Here is a 15,595-nt window from a genome sequence, read left to right on the forward strand (position 1 = left end):
CACGATCAAGCGCTGGGGGAGCGCCTATCTGTCGCAATTCAGTCTCACCAACACACGTGAGGACATGATCCGCGCGGCTCACGAGCTCTGTGAGATGCAGAACTATCTGATTGCGGTCGTACGAAAGCGAATGGAGACACCAGAAGACGACATGCTCTCAGACATCATCAGAGCCGACACACCAGACGAAGAGCCGCTGACGTTCGAAGAATTGGTGGCAACCGCGCGGATGCTGCTTATCAATACCCATGACTCGATGTCGACGGCGTTCACCAACATCCTCTTCAAAGTTGCGACGGAGACCGCGATCGCTCAGCAGTTCTACAGCGCTGCCGACGACGATTCACAGATGGGGGGTTTCATCGAGGAACTGCTTCGGCTCGAAACACCTGTACGCGCACTGTCGCGTGTGACAACCAAGCCGGTGACCCTGGGCGACACGCCTCTTCCAGAAGGAGCACATCTACTCGTCCTGTTCGCCTCGGCAAACGACGACGAAGCGGTCTTCGAGTGTCCGCGCCAGTTTGAGGCGAGTCGCATCAACATCCGAAAGAGCTTGACATTCGGAGCCGGCGCGCATTTGTGTTTGGGGATCTCACTGGCTCGCATGCAACTGCTGGTCGCGGCGAGGCAAACAGCGAGACGGATGAAGAACATCAGCCTGGCGATACCGATGCAAGACATCCGGTACCTACCGAACGCGGCTTTGCTTGCAATGGAAAGGCTTCCGCTGCGGTTCGTGCCGCACACCACCGAAGGGCTGAGCCGATGAATTGCAATCCCACCGACGTGCCTGCCGCACATGAGGTAGACATCCCGTCCCTGAAAACTAAGTACCGCGAGGAGCGCGATCGCCGACTCCGCCTCGACGGTCAGGAGCAGTACGCACCCGCATTCGAAGATGCTGCGGCACTTGACTTCAGCGACCCGCACATGCCTAAGGTGTCGCGCCGGGCGGTCAGCGATGACGTGGATGTCGTGGTACTTGGTGGTGGTTGGGCCGGAGTTCTTGCCGGTTATCACTTGCGTACGGCCGGTGTCACCGACTTCCGAATCATCGAGCAGGCAGGTGATTTCGGGGGAGTCTGGTATTGGAACAGATACCCTGGCCTGTCATGTGACAACGACGCCTTTTGTTATCTTCCGCTGCTCGAGGAGATGCAGTTCTTCCCCTCCAAAAAGTTCGCCGACGGCCTCCAGATCCGCGAGTATTGCCAGGATGTAGCAAGCAAATTCGGGCTGTATGAAGGCGCGTTGTTTCACACCTGCGTCAACGCGTTGCGATGGGACGAATCGATCAAACGCTGGCGTATCAGCACGGATCGCGGTGACGATCTGCGAGCTCGATTCGTCATCATGGCGATGGGCCCGATCAACACACCGAAGGTGCCCCATGTGCCGGGACTCGAGGACTTCCAGGGCAAGATTTTCCATACGGCCCGTTGGGATTACGAATATACCGGCGGGAATCAGCGCGAACCGGTCCTCGACAGGCTGAACGACAAGCGTGTGGCCGTCGTCGGTACCGGCGTTTCCGCCATTCAAGTAATTCCGTACCTGGCCAGGTACGCCAAGCAGTTGTACGTGCTTCAGCGCACACCGTCGACCGTGGACGAACGGCATAATCCCCCGACGGACCAGTCATGGGTTGCCACACTAAGTCCGGGTTGGCAGCGCGAACGACAGATCAACTTCCACCATGCCGCGATCGACGGCTTGGCGCCGGGCGAACAGGACCGCATCTGCGACATCTGGACAGAGATCAACAGGAACCTGACAGCCGAATTCAACGAAGCGGGCTGGCCTCAATCGCCTGATGAGTTCCTGGCAAAGCGCGAGGAAATGGATTTCCGGGTCATGGAGCGCTTGCGAGCACGCGTCGAGGCTGTGGTGGAGGACAACGAGACGGCGGCGATCCTCAAACCCTGGTATCGGCACATGTGCAAGCGGCCCGCGTCGAGTGACGAGTTCTATCCCACGTTCAACAGGCCGAATGTGCGACTCCTCGACGTTTCTCCCACGCGAGGCGTGGAGCGCATAACGGCCCGCGGCTTCATACACGAAACCGCCGAATACGACGTTGACTGCCTGATATTCGCCAGCGGGTTCGAAGTGACCAGCGACCTCCAACGACGTTGGGGAATCAACAAAATATCGGGCCGGGGTGGTCAATCCCTTTATGACCATTGGGCCCACGAGTTCCGGACGCTTCACGGTGTGATGACCCACGGATTTCCCAATCAATTCTTTGTGGGCTTCTTCCAAGGTGGATTCAATGCCTCAACCACTGAGACCTTCAACTACCAGGGCCGCCATATCGCATGGATCGTCAGCCAAGCACTCAGCCGCGGAGCTCGGACGGTGGAGCCCAGCCTGGAAGCGCAAGATGCGTACGTCAACCACGTCCGCGAAGTCGCGGTCGACACCTCCGCGTTCTTCCGGGAATGCACGCCAGGGTATTTCAACAACGACGGACAGGAAGTCGCCGACGAACAGGGCGAGCTGCGGCCGCGGACCTATACCGGCGAGACATACGGCCTGGGGTACTACGCGTGGGAGAAGCTCTTAGCGGACTGGCGTTCGAACGACGATCTTTCGGGTCTGGTAGTCGAACCGTGATTCAACAAGTCTTCCCGCCGAGGCCCGACATTGTCAGCGAGGTGATGACCTCGCGCGACGCTCTGTAAGTCACCAAACCCGCACTTATGTCGTCACAACACTGGAGTTGAAATGTCCTACGAAAGCACCGCTCAACCCATAAAGATCGGCTACATCATGGATTTCATCCTTCCGGATGTATATCCGGAGGATATGCGAAAAGACCTCACCGACCCGTTCGACTTGGTGTTCAACGATGCGCGCGAACAGGGTGTCATCGACCGCCCGCTCGAGATTATCTACCGCGAGGTCGAGGGCCTTCCCAAAGGCTCAGTGAAGGCTGTGATCGATGCCTACGGGGAGTTAGTCGACGAGGGATGCCTTGCGGTGTTCGGCCCGCATATCAGCGACAACTGCGTACCAACCCGGGAGGCTATCGAAGAGCGTTTCCGGGTTCCTGCACTAAGTGTCACCGGTAGCGACGACTGGTTGGGAGAGTGGACTTTTTCGTTTCCGCAGGGCTCCCTCACCGATGAGCCCATCTTCTGGGCCGACCTTCTCGAGAAGGGCGGGCACCGGGAGGTCGGAGTCTTTGTGGAGCAGTCCGAGTCCGGCCACCACTACTGCAAAAACTTTGAAGACGAATGTCGGCGCAGGGGAATACGTATCGTCGCCGAAGTGTCATTGGCGCAGACTGCCCAGGATGTCACCAAAGCCGTGGACGCGATGTGCGAGGCCAAACCCAGCGCACTTGTACACTGCGGATTCGGTTTCGGGATTGTCTTTATCAACGCAGCGCTTGAGGCGCTCAAGTGGGATCCACCACGCTTCACCAGCACTGCTTTTCAAAATGCGTGGATGAATCCGGTGATGTGGAACGCCTTTATGAACTGGACCGGGGTTGATCAATACGACGAACAAAACCCGGTAGGCCAGCGATTCCTCGATAAATATGAGGCTCTGTATGGGCGGCGCCCGCAGTATTGCGTTCCGGTCGTGAATCATGATGTTGCCTCGACTTTGGTGCGCGCAATCACCCTAGCTCACCCCTTGAGTCCACGAGGTCTCAAAGAGGCACTTGAGAAGGTGAAAATGATGCCCGCGGCGTCCGGTGCCCCCGGTACCAGGGTGTCTTTCGGGAAGTGGACTCGTCGGGGATGGATGGGCGCGGGCTATCTCGTTGCGCGGCAACTTGACTCAGACGGGATTAATTCGCATCTGGTCGCTCGGTTTGGTGAGGAGTAAGGATGAGGCCCTACCATTACGCGAGGAGTGATTCGTGACCGACTTCGAAACTGTGGACTTCTTGACCGACGAATCCCTTGTGCCCGATCCATATCCATACTTTGACTACTTACGGTCGAAGTGCCCCGTCGCGACCGCAACGCCGTTCGGGGTCCTCGCTGTCACTGGCTACGAGGAGGCGCTCGAGGTCTACAAGAACCCTGCCTTCTCGTCCTGTGTCTCGTTCGCCGGACCCCTTTCTGGTCTGCCCTTTGGCGTGGGCGGTGATGATGTCACCGAGCTAATCGAGCAACACCGTGATCAACTGCCCATGGCAGAACACATCGCGACCCAAGACCCACCCGAGCACACCCGCACCCGCGGACTTCTTAGCAAGCTCCTGACGCCAAAGAGGTTGCGCGAGAACGAAGATTTCATGTGGCAGCTGGCCGATCAGCAGCTTGACACGTTCATCGATCGCGGCGAGTGCGAGTTCCTTCACGATTACGCCAACCCGTTCGCGTTGTTGGTTATCGCCGATCTGCTCGGCGTCCCTGCCGACGACCACGGTGAGTTTCGGGCAACGTTCGACAAATCACTCGCCGGTGCCATCGGCGATGAGTCCGTCAGCGCCCATAATCCGCTGGAATTCCTCGCCCAAAAGTTCCATGCATACATCGAGGAACGCCGGCGCGCTCCCCGCGCCGATGTGCTCACCGAGCTGGCGCAGGCTAAGTATCCCGACGGATCGACGCCGGAGGTTGCCGACGTGATGAACCTGTCGACATTTCTGTTCGCCGCGGGAACGGAGACGACCACAAAGCTGGTTAGCACGGCGGTTCGCATCATCGCGGAGAATCCGGATTTCGAGACCGCACTGCGTGAGGACCGCGGCCTCATCCCAGCGTTCCTGGAGGAGACGCTGCGACTGGAAAGTCCTGTCAAGGCCCACTTCCGGATGGCCAGAACATCGACCCACATTCGGGACGTGCCGGTCCCGGCCGGCACGATCGTGATGCTGCTTCCAGGGGCCTGCAACCGCGATGCTCGCAAGTTTGACGAGCCCGACGCTTTTCAGCCCGAACGTCGCAATGTGCGCGAGCACCTGGCATTCATCCGCGGCAACCATTCGTGCCCGGGGGCGCCGCTGGCCCGCGCCGAGGCGCGGATCTCGCTGAACCGCATCTTGGACCGGATGACCGACCTGCGCATCTCCGAAGCGCACCACGGCCCAGCCAGCGCCCGGTCCTACGCGTATGAGCCAACGTTCATCCTGCGAGGACTGCGCGAGCTGCATATTCAATTCAAGCCTGCCTGATGCATGCCGGAGAATCGGTTCGTCCAAATTCGTTGGTTGCCAATGTCTCGCTGGAGCCCACGGCTATAAGCGGCCGTGTCGCAGGCGATTGACGGGTCGTGGATGAAGGTCAGGGCCACAGCCGAATTACCACATCATTGACTGAATTGCCGTGCGGCGTGAGGATGAGCACGGTTGTGAGTGGCTCGATCTTGCGGTGCGCAGTTGGCGTGCTGTCCTGAGCTACCGGGTAGTTCGTCCGATGAACGGTCGAGGCGTTCGATGGAGGGAGTTGCAGACTTATGGGTGTCAAGACTGCGAGTGAGTTGTTTTACGACCCCTACGATGTCGAACTCAACGCCGACCCGTATCCACTGTTTCAGCGGCTCCGCGAGGAGGCACCGCTGTCGTACAACCAACAACACAACTTTTACGCGTTGAGTCGATTCGACGACGTGCATGCGGCGCTGAATGACCATGAGACGTTCAGCTCTGCCCGCGGCAACATTCTCGAGTTGATCAAGGCGGGCTGGCCGATCCCGCCCGGAGTGTTTCTTATGGAGGACCCGCCCCTACACGACGTGTATCGGAAGACCCTTTCTCGCCTGTTCACGCCACGCAAAATGCGCGAGGTTGAGGCCACCGCACGGCAATTCTGTGCCGAGAGCCTAGATCCGTTCGTTGGTACCGGGGGCTTCGATTTCATCGCCAATTTGGGTGCCGAGATGCCGGTGAGAGTCGTGTGCAGGTTGCTGGGAATTCCCGACGAGATGCGGCAGGAGGTCCTCGACTTCGCCGAAGATCACGTCAATACCGAGGCTGGCGGGGAAATGAAAGCCGCGTCCTCAGGGCTAGAGACAGGGCAGTTGTTCGCCGAGTACCTCGATTGGCGCGCTAAACATCCCTCCGATGACGTTGTCACCGAATTGCTCGGCGTCGAATTCACCGACCTCGATGGCACCATACGGGGGTTGAGCCGTGAGGAACTACTGGTTTGCATCTCGCTGGTCGCTGCGGGCGGCGCCGAGACAACGACCCGGCTAATCGGATGGGCAGGCAAGGTTTTAGCTGAGCATCCCGAGCAGCGGCGGGAGCTGGTAGCCGATCGCGGCCTGATTGTCGGCGCAATCGAGGAGCTGCTGCGTTTTGAACCCCCCGCGCCACACATCGCGCGCACCGTCACACGCGATGTGCAGTACTACGGGCAACGCGTGCCAGCCGGCAGCATCATGATGTTGCTTGCCGGTGCGGCAAACCGTGACCACCGGCAGTTCCCACCCGATGGTGACGTCTTCAACATTCACCGAAAGGCCGGAGCCCATGTCGGTTTCGGTGTTGGCGTGCACTACTGCCTGGGAGCGTCATTAGCTCGGATGGAGGGACGCGTGGCGCTCGACGAGGTGCTCAACCGCTTCCCGGAGTGGGACATCGATATGTCCCGGGCACACATGACAACCACATCGACAGTCCGCGGCTGGGCAACCTTGCCAGCCGTCCTAGCATGAAAGGCCATCCCGCGAATAATCGCCGGCCGCGGATCGAGTTTTCGGAACAACTGGGGCAATTTATCCCCGGGCAACGTCGAAGAGAACAGGCAGCGAGGTAGGCGATCGGAACACTTGCCCACGGATATGGGGATCATCGGCATCAGGGTCGAGACGGAGGTTGTCGAGGCGATCGAGCAACAGGTTCACCGCGACCCGCATTTCCATGCGAGCCAAGTGCATTCCCAGGCAGACGTGTGCGCCGTAGCCCCATGAGATTGGCGTCCGCGGCTGGCGGAAGATGTCGAAACGATCGGGATTGTCATAGCGGGTTTCGTCGCGGTTGGCGGCGCCGAGCATCGGCATCACTGAGCAGCCGGCAGGAATCTGCACGCCGCCCAGTTCCGTGTCGCGTGTAGTGACCCGGGTAATTGATAGGAGTGGAGCTTCCCAGCGCACCGCCTCTTCGATTGCTTGTGGCAGAAGCGATCTGTCAGCACGCACCGCGTCGAGTTGATCGGGGTTCGACAGCAAGCCAAATAGCAAATTGCCCAGGGACCGGTACGTGGTCTCGACTCCGGCTGGCATCAATAAATGTAAGAAGCAGTAGATCTCTTCGTCGGACAGTCTCTCGCCGTCGATCTCGGCTTCGGCGAGCCGACTGGTCAAATCGTCACGAGGGTGTTGTCGGCGATCGGCGAGAATCGGCACGAGGTACTTACCGAGTTCGTCGGTCGCCTCCGCCGCGCGCTGAGGGTTGATCCCGAAGGCCAGCTGCGATATCGACCATCGTTGAAACTGCGCATAGTCTCTTTCGGGCAACCCCAACAGTCCGGCGATGATCTGGGCCGGGTAGGGAAACGTGAACTCGTTCACCAAATCTGCGCTACCGCTGCTGGCGAAGCTATCGATCAAAGTGTTACCCACCCGCGCCGCCAGGTCGGATTCCCAGTGTGCCAGCGCCTTTGGCGAGAAGGCTTTGGAGACCAGAGCCCGGTGCCTGCCGTGCTCGGGTTCGTCCATTCCGACCATTACGTGTTTGCCGATACCGAAGAAGTCCTTGATGATGGCCGACGAGTAGGTCTCGTTGTCGCGCAACATCTCTTGAATGTCCTCGTGGCGGTACACCATGAAGACCGGTTTCCCCTCCTCGCCAGGCATCACGGAGAAGTCCAACCGTTGCACCGGTTCGGATTTCCGGATGCGAGACAACTCGGTGTAGGGATCGCGTACGTCCCCAGCGACCGCATCGTCAAAGGATCCGAAATCGTCCAGGTCGTCGAACAACTGCATCGTGCAGACTCCTTAATCTTGCTGACAGTCAGTGGGTTAGGCGACTGAATCGCTGCGTAGAGAACCGAACGCGGGATTCCCATCGCGACTCGTGTGACCTGCTGAAGAAGCCGATTCGGGAGAAACCGATTGCTGATCAGCAGCATGTGTGCGTCGGGGCCGACGGCGTGACGGCTGAGGGGCGCGGTGTCGTCGAGAGCTTTGGCCAGCCCACGGGCGAACCGCTCTGGCGTTCCTGCGATTCGGATAGCAAGTCGGCCTCGTCGGTCGATGTTGGTGTTGATCGGGCCGTAGGGTCCGTCCAAGCCGCGGTAGTCCTGCACTCCCGCATCGGTGAGAATGTCGGTATCGAACGTCCCCGCCACGAGTATTGTTACGCCGAGGCCGAACGGCGCGACCTCGCCGGCCATGGCTTCCGCCCACCGCTCGGATGCACCTTTGACGGCGGAATACGCGGCGATCGTTGGCATTCCGCGCACACCACCCTCGCTGGAAATCACTACGATTCGACCGCGACCGGCAGCGCGCATAGCCGGCAGCAGGGCCTTGGTCAGTGCCACCGGCCCGAACAGGTTGGTAGTGAAGAGATCTTGCCAGACGTCAACGTCCATCTCTTCGACACAACCGGCTGCCATAATTCCCGCGTTGTGTACAACGGCGTGCGGGGCGCCGACTGCAGTTTCGATGCTCTTTGCGGCCGCCTCGATCGATGCCCTATCGGTGAGGTCGAGTTGAACCCCGATCAGCCGAGGGTCGTCTGGTGGTGCACCAGTTGCCTCACGGAGCCGTTCAAGACCGACGTCCGGAGTCCGCATTGCCCCAACCACGCGCCATCCGAGTTTGTATAGGTGTGCGGCGGACGCCAACCCCAGGCCGCGCGAAGCCCCTGTGATGACCACCGTGCGCGGGTCACCCATTGTTGTGCTCCGCGCAGCGATCACTCTTGGACCCGAGCGTAACCGTCGGACGTCCGTCGGGCTGCAACATCATGTATGTCGACCAGATGCCGGACGAGTAGGGCCCCTTCTGGCCGTTCTCTTCGTAGACGCCCTGTGGGTCATAGACTTTCGCGTCCGGGAACGGCCAGGGGCACGCGACGGACGTCGTGGCACGTGACCACTTCATCAGAGCGAACGCTCCTCCGTAGAACAGGTAGAAGACATTCACAATGACCAGCATCACCATGAATGAACCTAGAACCGGCCGGTTGGGAAAGATGCGTGCGCGCTTGGCCAACTTCTCGGACACCGTGCGACCGGTGTCATCTCGGTAGACCAAGATCCCCGCGGGAATCATCACCAGGGTGACTAACGAGGATTCCCACAGCAGCGGGAACTGATGCGGTGTACCGACGAAGACCGAGCCTAACGGGATCAACTGCGAGTAGCTGTACAGGCCTGTGCGGATCGCTGCGACTTCGAGAAACATGTCTACGATGAACCCCACCACGAAGATCAACAGGCCAAGACTGACCAGCGGATGGCGCCAGACGAATGAGTCGACCGGCCGTCGAGCCTGAATCTTACGGAGAGCCCAGGCCGCCGGGAAGTACGGGCCGAATTGAAACAGAACGTAGCCGAAGACAATGAAGGGCTCGACAGTGGGAGACAGCGATACTAAAGGCCACGACTCCGGCCAGTGCCACAGACGCGGGTCGTAAACCGCGTAGGGCGCCCAGTTCATGATCGGGTCCTGCCAGACGATGAACGTGGTCACAATGGCCATGAGTATGTATGGGTGCGGGCCATAACGACGCCAACCCCATACGCAAACCGCGACGACGATGATCATCACGATGAGGGTGCCAACCTGTTCAACGGCGAGCCAGTGGCGAAAGCCGAGTAGCGGCCTGACGGGACGAGGTATACCCGTCACTTCCGGATTCCCGACCCGCGCATCGGGATAGTCGCGGGCATTCCATGCCACCGCCGCGATGGTGATGACACCGAGGGCCCAGAAGACCCAGGTCCACATGTTGCCTGTTCTAGAGCCTGTCGGAGCTGTAGTCGATCCTTTGGGTGATGCGGTTGTCTGCTCGGCGGTCACTATTGGCCCTCACAATCTCTTAATCCGGTTGTGTGATCACGCATTGTCTGCTCTGTCGTCACCGACCAATCCTCACAAATATTTGGTTCGAGGAAAGATTGCAATTGCCTTGTGGTGCCTAGTCACTCAGATACGCGTCGATCATCTCCTCCAAGCCGCTCGTGACCGTCGAGTCATCGCTGAGCGGGCCGGCGATAGCTGCACGCGCGGCGACGCACGGTTCAAGGCCCTCGGCAATCAGCCGGCCGGCTGCGATGAGCACACGCGTCGACGCCACTTCGCGTAGCCCTGCCGTCTCCAGCCGACGAATAGCCTGGCCGAACCGGACCAGCTCAGCAGCCCGCTTCGGCCCGACGCCCGACTCGCACGCAACGACCTTCTCTTCAACATCACTTGGCGGAAAACTAAATTCGATGGCGACCATCCGCTGGCGGGTTGAATCTTTGAGATCTTTCAGCACACTCTGATAGCCGGGGTTGTACGACACCACCAAGCAGAACCCAGGCGCTGCATCGAGCGTGACGCCAAGCCGCTCGACCGGCAACTGGCGCCGGTAATCCCCCAGCGGATGCACTACGACGGTGGTGTCCTGGCGCGCCTCGACGACCTCATCCAAGTAGCAGATCGCACCTTCACGCACCGCACGAGTGAGCGGCCCATCAACCCACTCAGTCTCGCCGCCGCGCAGCAGGAAGCGGCCCACAAGGTCCGCGGTAGTCAGATCGTCGTGGCACGCAACGGTGATTAGCGGTCGGTCGAGATCATGGGCCATTGCCTCGACGAACCGGGTCTTACCGCACCCCGTCGGGCCCTTCAGAAGAATCGACAAACCTTGGCGATAAGCAGCTTTGAATACCCGTTCTTCGTTACCTACAGGGACGTAGTACGGGCGGGTGTCGACTGTCACATCATCAGTCAGTGTCATTTACCCACTCAAATGTCCGCATGTTTCGGTGGCGCCCGGCACGAAGGATGTCAGGCCGATTCCCTTGTAGTGATTGACAATTCGCGCGTAGTCGCACCTGGGTCCCGCAAGCGGCGTGTCGGTAAGGCCACGGGGTAACCAGCGGTAGGCGATCTGCACGAGCCTGGTCAGGACCGTAAATTCCACCTCGTGGCGGCGCGTCCACCGCATCGGAAGTATCGCCCGCACCCGGGGATGCATGATGCCGAACCCCAAGACTGCGGCAAGATGGCCTCCGAGTGGTCCCAGCAGTCTCCACAGCGGTTCTGTCAGAACAGGCATGTGCTCAGGTCGCCGCGGTCGCCGCAGGGCATCCACGACGATGTCGAGAGCCTCTGTGCGCCTGAGCTTCTCGGTCGCCATCTGGTCGTAATACTCGGATAGCTCGTCATAGCGATCTGTCAGTTGTCGTGCACGGCCCGGCATCTCTAGATCCTCGATCAGCGCCCGGTAGCGATCCCAGATCGCCTGGTTGTCAGCGGCGCTCAGCTTTTCCCCGGTCATCGCCATGAAGGCTCCACGGTGCGTGAAAAAGATGCTGATCAGATTCCAATTCCATGGCTCTGGACTCATCGCGCTGTAGCGAACTCCGTCGGGCCCGACGCCCTTGATGTCGCGGTGCAGGCGCACAAGACGTTGCATCTCTTCGCGACGATCGACGTCGTTAGCCATGAACGTGAGTTGAAAGGATGCGGCCGTGCGCAACCCACGCGCAAACGGGTCGTCTCGGATCCGCGCGGTATCTACCAGAGAGGCCGACACGGCCGGCAACATCATTTCGTCGAAGAGGGCTGGGGCGAACAGCACAAGGAAACGCGAACCCATCGCGCGCTGGAATCGATCAGCCACCGAGCCGGCGGATTGGTTACCGGAGTCGGCGACAAGGACCGGGCTGACCGCGTCGCCGATCGAACCGACCGACATCGGCACCTCCTACGCTCTAGTTCTGGTGCACATCGGCCCCAGAAGTTATTGTGGTGTCAGACTGCACCAGAAATGTGGTTAGGTCAAGAGATGAGGCACAATGCGGTCGATGGCTAGTGCGACTCGCAGCTATGGCGGCATCACGGCCGAGGAGCGCCGCGCTACTCGGCGCGGCGCCCTGGTCGAGGCTGCGCTCGATCTGTTTGCCGAAGGCGGCGTCCGAGCAGTCTCGAAACGTGCGGTGTGTGCGCGCGCACGCCTTAATGATCGCTATTTCTACGAGCATTTCACCGACTCAGATGCGTTGCTAGAAGCAATCGTTCGGGATCTCACCGCGCTGGGATTGGAGGCCGTGGGCGCCGCTACACGTGAGACCCCGGCTGACATTCGCGGGCAAATTCGCGTCACTGCGGACGCGGCTCTCGAATTTTTGACCGCCGACCCCCGGCTCGCAAAATTGCTGATCGGGTCCAACACCTCCGACGCCCTACAGCGCGCCCGCTTAGAAAGCACCCGCGCGATCGCCGCCGCGATGTCCGCAGGCACCAGGGAACTTCTCGGCCACAACGCCGCCAGCCAGCTCAACACCGACCTTGCTGCTTTTGCAGTCGTGAGCGGTGCAATTGAGGTGACCACTGCCTGGCTACGCGGTGAGTTCGACACAAGCCGCGAACACGTCGCTGACCTCGTCGCCGGCTTGTTGTTGGCCACGGCTGACATCTCGACAGCACTCCCCGGATCCGTCAGCCAGTCCAGATAGCCGCGCGATGTAAGAGCAAGATGTCCGTCCAAGTTGGAGGTTCCCCCGTGTCTAATCCCGTTGATGTGGTCCGCGAGTTCTGCGCCCTGATGGAACGTCGCGATCCCGACGCTCTGCGCCCTCTGCTGGATGACGACGCCGTCTATCAAAATGTTGGTATGCCGGCCTTCACCGGCGTCGATGCCATCGTGGAGAATTTGAGCGCGCAGTTCTCGATGTTCCCGGACGCTTATGCCTTCGAAATCGTCAACATCGCCAACGACGGTCCAGTCGTGCTGACCGAACGCCTCGACTACATCCAGACCCCCGATGGAGCCAAGCCAGCCATTCCGGTGATGGGAACTTTCGTGGTTGGAGATGACGGCAGGATCACCCGATGGACGGACTACTTCGATCTCAACCTCACGATCAAGCTCCTTCAAGGCGAAGACATCAGCGCGCTGGTTCCAGCCGCGTCTGCGACATGACTGATGAGTGACAGGTATCAGGCCGTCGAACGCTTCACAACCGAACTTGCTCAAAATTCATGACCGGCAACGACGAGGAGCGATCCGACACATCAGTTGAGCATGCGCACGAAAGCTGGGATATAACAAGGAATCTCGGAGCAACCGCACTAACCGTTGCCGCCCAACGGGCCGCTGAGACTGCGCAACAACACCCGCTTGTGCGCGACGACTTCGCCGCGATTCTGGTTGCAGGCGTGAACGATCCGGGATGGTTGGCCATGGCGAGGGGCGATCTGTCGTGGATGGGTCCCGAAAATGAGTTTGGAAGACGCACCGCGGTAATTGGCCGAGAATATGTGGCCACCCGCACGGTGTTCTTCGATGAGTTCTGCGCTTCTGCGGCAGACAAGGGCATCCGACAAGTGGTGATACTGGCAGCCGGCTTAGACGCCAGGGCCTACAGGTTGTCATGTCTGTCCGGTGTCCACGTCTACGAGATCGACCAGCCGGCAATACAGGAGTTTAAGCAATCGACCCTCGGCGCGCACGGCCTAGCTCCGATTGCCGACATTCATCCAGTCGCTGTCGATCTGCGCAACGACGACTGGCCAAACGCGCTAACGGGAGCCGGGTGGGACGAGTCGACGCCAACCGCCTGGCTCATCGAGGGGCTTCTTCCATACCTGTCATCCGGTGAGCACGACCGACTTTTCCGAACAGTGACCCAATTGAGTGCACCTGGCAGTCAGCTGGCGGCGGAGGTCTATCACCACGCCACGACTCACTTCGGCAAAGAACGTCTGGAACGATGGCGAGAGGAAGCCGCAGACATCAACGACGCACTCGGCGTCGACGTCGACGTAACGGCGTTCATCAAACACGAAGACGCCAGCGACACCGCCTCCTGGCTAACCAACCACGGCTGGGTCACCGATACACTCGACAGTCGCAGCGAGATGGCACGCCTTGGTCGCCCCATACCGGCTGAGCTCATCGACACCGCGCCCGCAAGTTCCCTGGTAACTGCCGTCCTGCGAGGACAGCAGGCAAGTGATGGAAGTCATTCCGCCTAAACGGTTTTCGTCAACACCAATGCTGCTTCATTGTAGGGAAACAGACGATAGAACAGTCGCGGTGCCGGTGCGATGAGAGGTGCGGCCTCAGCCTTACTGACGACCCGCGGGCTAGCCAACGCGAGGGCCCTGCCTCGCTTGTGCAGTACGGTCCGCCCGCCGGCCAACACGTTCTTGAGCCAGTCTGTTTCAGGCCCGTAGCCGATGAGAATTACGAAGCCGTCCCGGGTCTTGAATACCAAGAGGGGCGTTCGATAGTGGCTGCCCGACTTGCGTCCGACGTGCTCGAGCGTCCCTAGGCACGGAAGCCACGGCGTAATCGAGCGAGCCACAGGATTAGTGACACGACGATTGAACTCTGCGACAGCGCGAGGCACTCGCATAGCGGTCCTTTCTCCTATGCCGTCGGGAGCACTCCTCGGGGCCGATCCCACAAAGGCTCCCCCAACTTGGCGCGGATTTTCCCCCACGGGTCGGCGTATTGACCGGGCGCGTTCCGATACGGCGACCGTCGCGCCATGACCACTCGTACGAGCGGGGCGATGAGGGGGCCTGGGTAGCGTAACAACCGGTACTTCTTGGACAATTCGGCCTTCAGGTCGGGCCATGAGTGGTTCTGGAACTGCAACGCCTCTTGGGCGCGTGTGGTGTCCATCCAGTCGGTGACGAACCAATCGTCGTCGCTGTTCGGATCCCCGGCCCGGCCCCGTGGCATGGCACCCGGTAGACCCAGAGCCGTGACGAGGTCTGAGGTGACCTCGGCGTAGGTCAATCGGTGGGAATCGTCGCCGCCGATCAGCAGAATCTCGCGACCGACGTCGGCGGTGGTCGCCGCAGCAAACGCCCAAGCGACGTCGCGAACGTCGACTATCTGCACGCGTCCGTCGCTGGGCACTACGGATTGCAAGTACGCCATGTCGGCGCTGACCGGCAGTGCCCCCAGATCCGGGCCGACCACGGCCCCCAAACGCAAGACCACCCAATCCAGCGTCGATCCCCGCACAATCTCCTCGCCCTCAGACTTCTGTCCGCTGTAGACGTCATAAGGGCGCATCGGGTCCTCCGCCTTGAGGGGAGGGGTCGTGCGGTGCGGATTCCGCGGACCCATCACGGTGATGCTCGACGCGTGGACGAATCGCGGTGGCTTGTTTTGCCCCTCGGCAACGCGAACCAGGCATGCGGTGGCGTCCACGTTCACCCGTCGTGCGACTTTCGGTATCGGGTAGATCGCCGGTGCGATGATGGCCGCGAGATGGACGATCACGTCGGGGGCGACGTCGGACACGAGACGATGCACCTGCTCGGGATCGGTGAGGTCGGCCCACCGGAACTCGACGCCGCTCGGCAGTTTCTGAGCCGCCTTCCGGTTGGCGGGCGTATCGAGGTCCGTCGCAACTACCCGCCGGCCGAGTTCTGCGAGTCTCCGGACGGTTGCCGAGCCCACCAGGCCGAAGCCGCCGGTGACGAGGACCCCTCCAGTCAG

The 15,595-nt window shown here is 60.4% G+C and carries 15 protein-coding genes; 8 read left to right on the top strand and 7 right to left on the bottom strand.

Annotated features, from left to right (window positions below; genetic code table 11):
* From A5625_RS06945 to A5625_RS06965, 5 genes are all read left to right on the top strand, one after another.
* Nucleotides 1-772, top strand: a 772-nt coding sequence (locus A5625_RS06945) for a cytochrome P450 (protein ID WP_156748013.1), incomplete at its 5' end; no start/stop codon positions are given.
* Nucleotides 769-2,619 (top strand): NAD(P)/FAD-dependent oxidoreductase, encoded by a 1,851-nt coding sequence (locus tag A5625_RS06950; RefSeq protein WP_066990677.1) that lies wholly within the window; start codon nt 769-771, stop codon nt 2,617-2,619. The genes A5625_RS06945 and A5625_RS06950, both read left to right, overlap by 4 nt.
* Before the next feature lie 111 nt (nt 2,620-2,730).
* Nucleotides 2,731-3,843, top strand: coding sequence for an ABC transporter substrate-binding protein (locus A5625_RS06955; RefSeq protein WP_066990680.1), 1,113 nt, complete (start codon nt 2,731-2,733; stop codon nt 3,841-3,843).
* Between the two features lie 34 nt (nt 3,844-3,877).
* The gene (locus A5625_RS06960; RefSeq protein WP_066990682.1) at nt 3,878-5,140 is read left to right on the top strand and encodes a cytochrome P450; all 1,263 of its coding nucleotides are present in this window, start codon (nt 3,878-3,880) and stop codon (nt 5,138-5,140) included.
* Between the two features lie 281 nt (nt 5,141-5,421).
* A complete protein-coding gene (locus A5625_RS06965; RefSeq protein WP_066990685.1) occupies nt 5,422-6,624 on the top strand; it encodes a cytochrome P450 in 1,203 nt (400 codons plus the stop codon).
* A 60-nt stretch (nt 6,625-6,684) separates the two neighbouring features.
* On the opposite strand, the gene A5625_RS30000 is transcribed toward A5625_RS06965, so the two are convergent.
* The 5 genes from A5625_RS30000 to A5625_RS06990 all read right to left on the bottom strand — a co-directional run bounded on the left by A5625_RS30000 (nt 6,685) and on the right by A5625_RS06990 (nt 11,755).
* Nucleotides 6,685-7,878, bottom strand: a complete 1,194-nt coding sequence (locus A5625_RS30000) for a cytochrome P450 (RefSeq protein WP_232003501.1) — start codon at nt 7,876-7,878, stop codon at nt 6,685-6,687.
* Entirely contained in the window at nt 7,764-8,813 is a 1,050-nt protein-coding gene (locus tag A5625_RS28195; protein WP_082984308.1) for an SDR family oxidoreductase, read from the bottom strand. Before A5625_RS28195 ends, A5625_RS30000 begins: the two co-directional genes overlap by 115 nt.
* Nucleotides 8,806-9,942: a spirocyclase AveC family protein gene (locus A5625_RS06980; RefSeq protein ID WP_232003487.1), complete on the bottom strand. Its 1,137-nt coding sequence runs from the start codon at nt 9,940-9,942 to the stop codon at nt 8,806-8,808. Before A5625_RS06980 ends, A5625_RS28195 begins: the two co-directional genes overlap by 8 nt.
* A 118-nt stretch (nt 9,943-10,060) precedes the next feature.
* Nucleotides 10,061-10,867 carry a CbbQ/NirQ/NorQ/GpvN family protein gene (locus A5625_RS06985; RefSeq protein WP_197516002.1) on the bottom strand — a complete coding sequence of 269 codons (807 nt, stop codon included), beginning with the start codon at nt 10,865-10,867 and terminating at the stop codon, nt 10,061-10,063.
* A complete protein-coding gene (locus tag A5625_RS06990; protein WP_197516003.1) occupies nt 10,868-11,755 on the bottom strand; it encodes an oxygenase MpaB family protein in 888 nt (295 codons plus the stop codon).
* A 184-nt stretch (nt 11,756-11,939) separates the two neighbouring features.
* Here A5625_RS06990 and A5625_RS06995 point away from each other — a divergent pair, with 184 nt between their 5' ends.
* From A5625_RS06995 to A5625_RS07005, 3 genes are read left to right on the top strand one after another with little or no spacing between them, the layout of a single operon-like run.
* Nucleotides 11,940-12,590: a TetR/AcrR family transcriptional regulator gene (locus A5625_RS06995; RefSeq protein ID WP_066990845.1), complete on the top strand. Its 651-nt coding sequence runs from the start codon at nt 11,940-11,942 to the stop codon at nt 12,588-12,590.
* 47 nt (nt 12,591-12,637) lie between these two features.
* Nucleotides 12,638-13,057 carry a limonene-1,2-epoxide hydrolase family protein gene (locus tag A5625_RS07000; RefSeq protein WP_197516004.1) on the top strand — a complete coding sequence of 140 codons (420 nt, stop codon included), beginning with the start codon at nt 12,638-12,640 and terminating at the stop codon, nt 13,055-13,057.
* A 59-nt stretch (nt 13,058-13,116) separates the two neighbouring features.
* Nucleotides 13,117-14,112: an SAM-dependent methyltransferase gene (locus A5625_RS07005; protein WP_066990702.1), complete on the top strand. Its 996-nt coding sequence runs from the start codon at nt 13,117-13,119 to the stop codon at nt 14,110-14,112.
* Here A5625_RS07005 and A5625_RS07010 read toward each other — a convergent pair.
* The gene (locus A5625_RS07010) at nt 14,109-14,495 is read right to left on the bottom strand and encodes a nitroreductase family deazaflavin-dependent oxidoreductase (protein ID WP_066990705.1); all 387 of its coding nucleotides are present in this window, start codon (nt 14,493-14,495) and stop codon (nt 14,109-14,111) included. The genes A5625_RS07005 and A5625_RS07010 overlap by 4 nt on opposite strands.
* A gap of 14 nt (nt 14,496-14,509) precedes the next feature.
* The gene (locus A5625_RS07015) at nt 14,510-15,595 is read right to left on the bottom strand and encodes an NAD(P)-dependent oxidoreductase (protein WP_066990851.1); all 1,086 of its coding nucleotides are present in this window, start codon (nt 15,593-15,595) and stop codon (nt 14,510-14,512) included.

It is taken from the genome of Mycobacterium sp. 1465703.0 (genome assembly GCF_001672975.1).
Lineage (GTDB): Bacteria > Actinomycetota > Actinomycetes > Mycobacteriales > Mycobacteriaceae > Mycobacterium.

What these genes read in the sequence shown, in the direction of transcription:
- A5625_RS06950 (WP_066990677.1), top strand. Translation starts at nt 769, where the DNA reads ATGAATTGCAATCCCACCGACGTGCCTGCCGCACATGAGGTAGACATC.
- A5625_RS06955 (WP_066990680.1), top strand. Translation starts at nt 2,731, where the DNA reads ATGTCCTACGAAAGCACCGCTCAACCCATAAAGATCGGCTACATCATG.
- A5625_RS06965 (WP_066990685.1), top strand. Translation starts at nt 5,422, where the DNA reads ATGGGTGTCAAGACTGCGAGTGAGTTGTTTTACGACCCCTACGATGTC.
- A5625_RS28195 (WP_082984308.1), bottom strand. Translation starts at nt 8,813, where the DNA reads ATGGGTGACCCGCGCACGGTGGTCATCACAGGGGCTTCGCGCGGCCTG.
- A5625_RS06985 (WP_197516002.1), bottom strand. Translation starts at nt 10,867, where the DNA reads ATGACACTGACTGATGATGTGACAGTCGACACCCGCCCGTACTACGTC.
- A5625_RS06995 (WP_066990845.1), top strand. Translation starts at nt 11,940, where the DNA reads ATGGCTAGTGCGACTCGCAGCTATGGCGGCATCACGGCCGAGGAGCGC.
- A5625_RS07005 (WP_066990702.1), top strand. Translation starts at nt 13,117, where the DNA reads ATGACCGGCAACGACGAGGAGCGATCCGACACATCAGTTGAGCATGCG.
- A5625_RS07010 (WP_066990705.1), bottom strand. Translation starts at nt 14,495, where the DNA reads ATGCGAGTGCCTCGCGCTGTCGCAGAGTTCAATCGTCGTGTCACTAAT.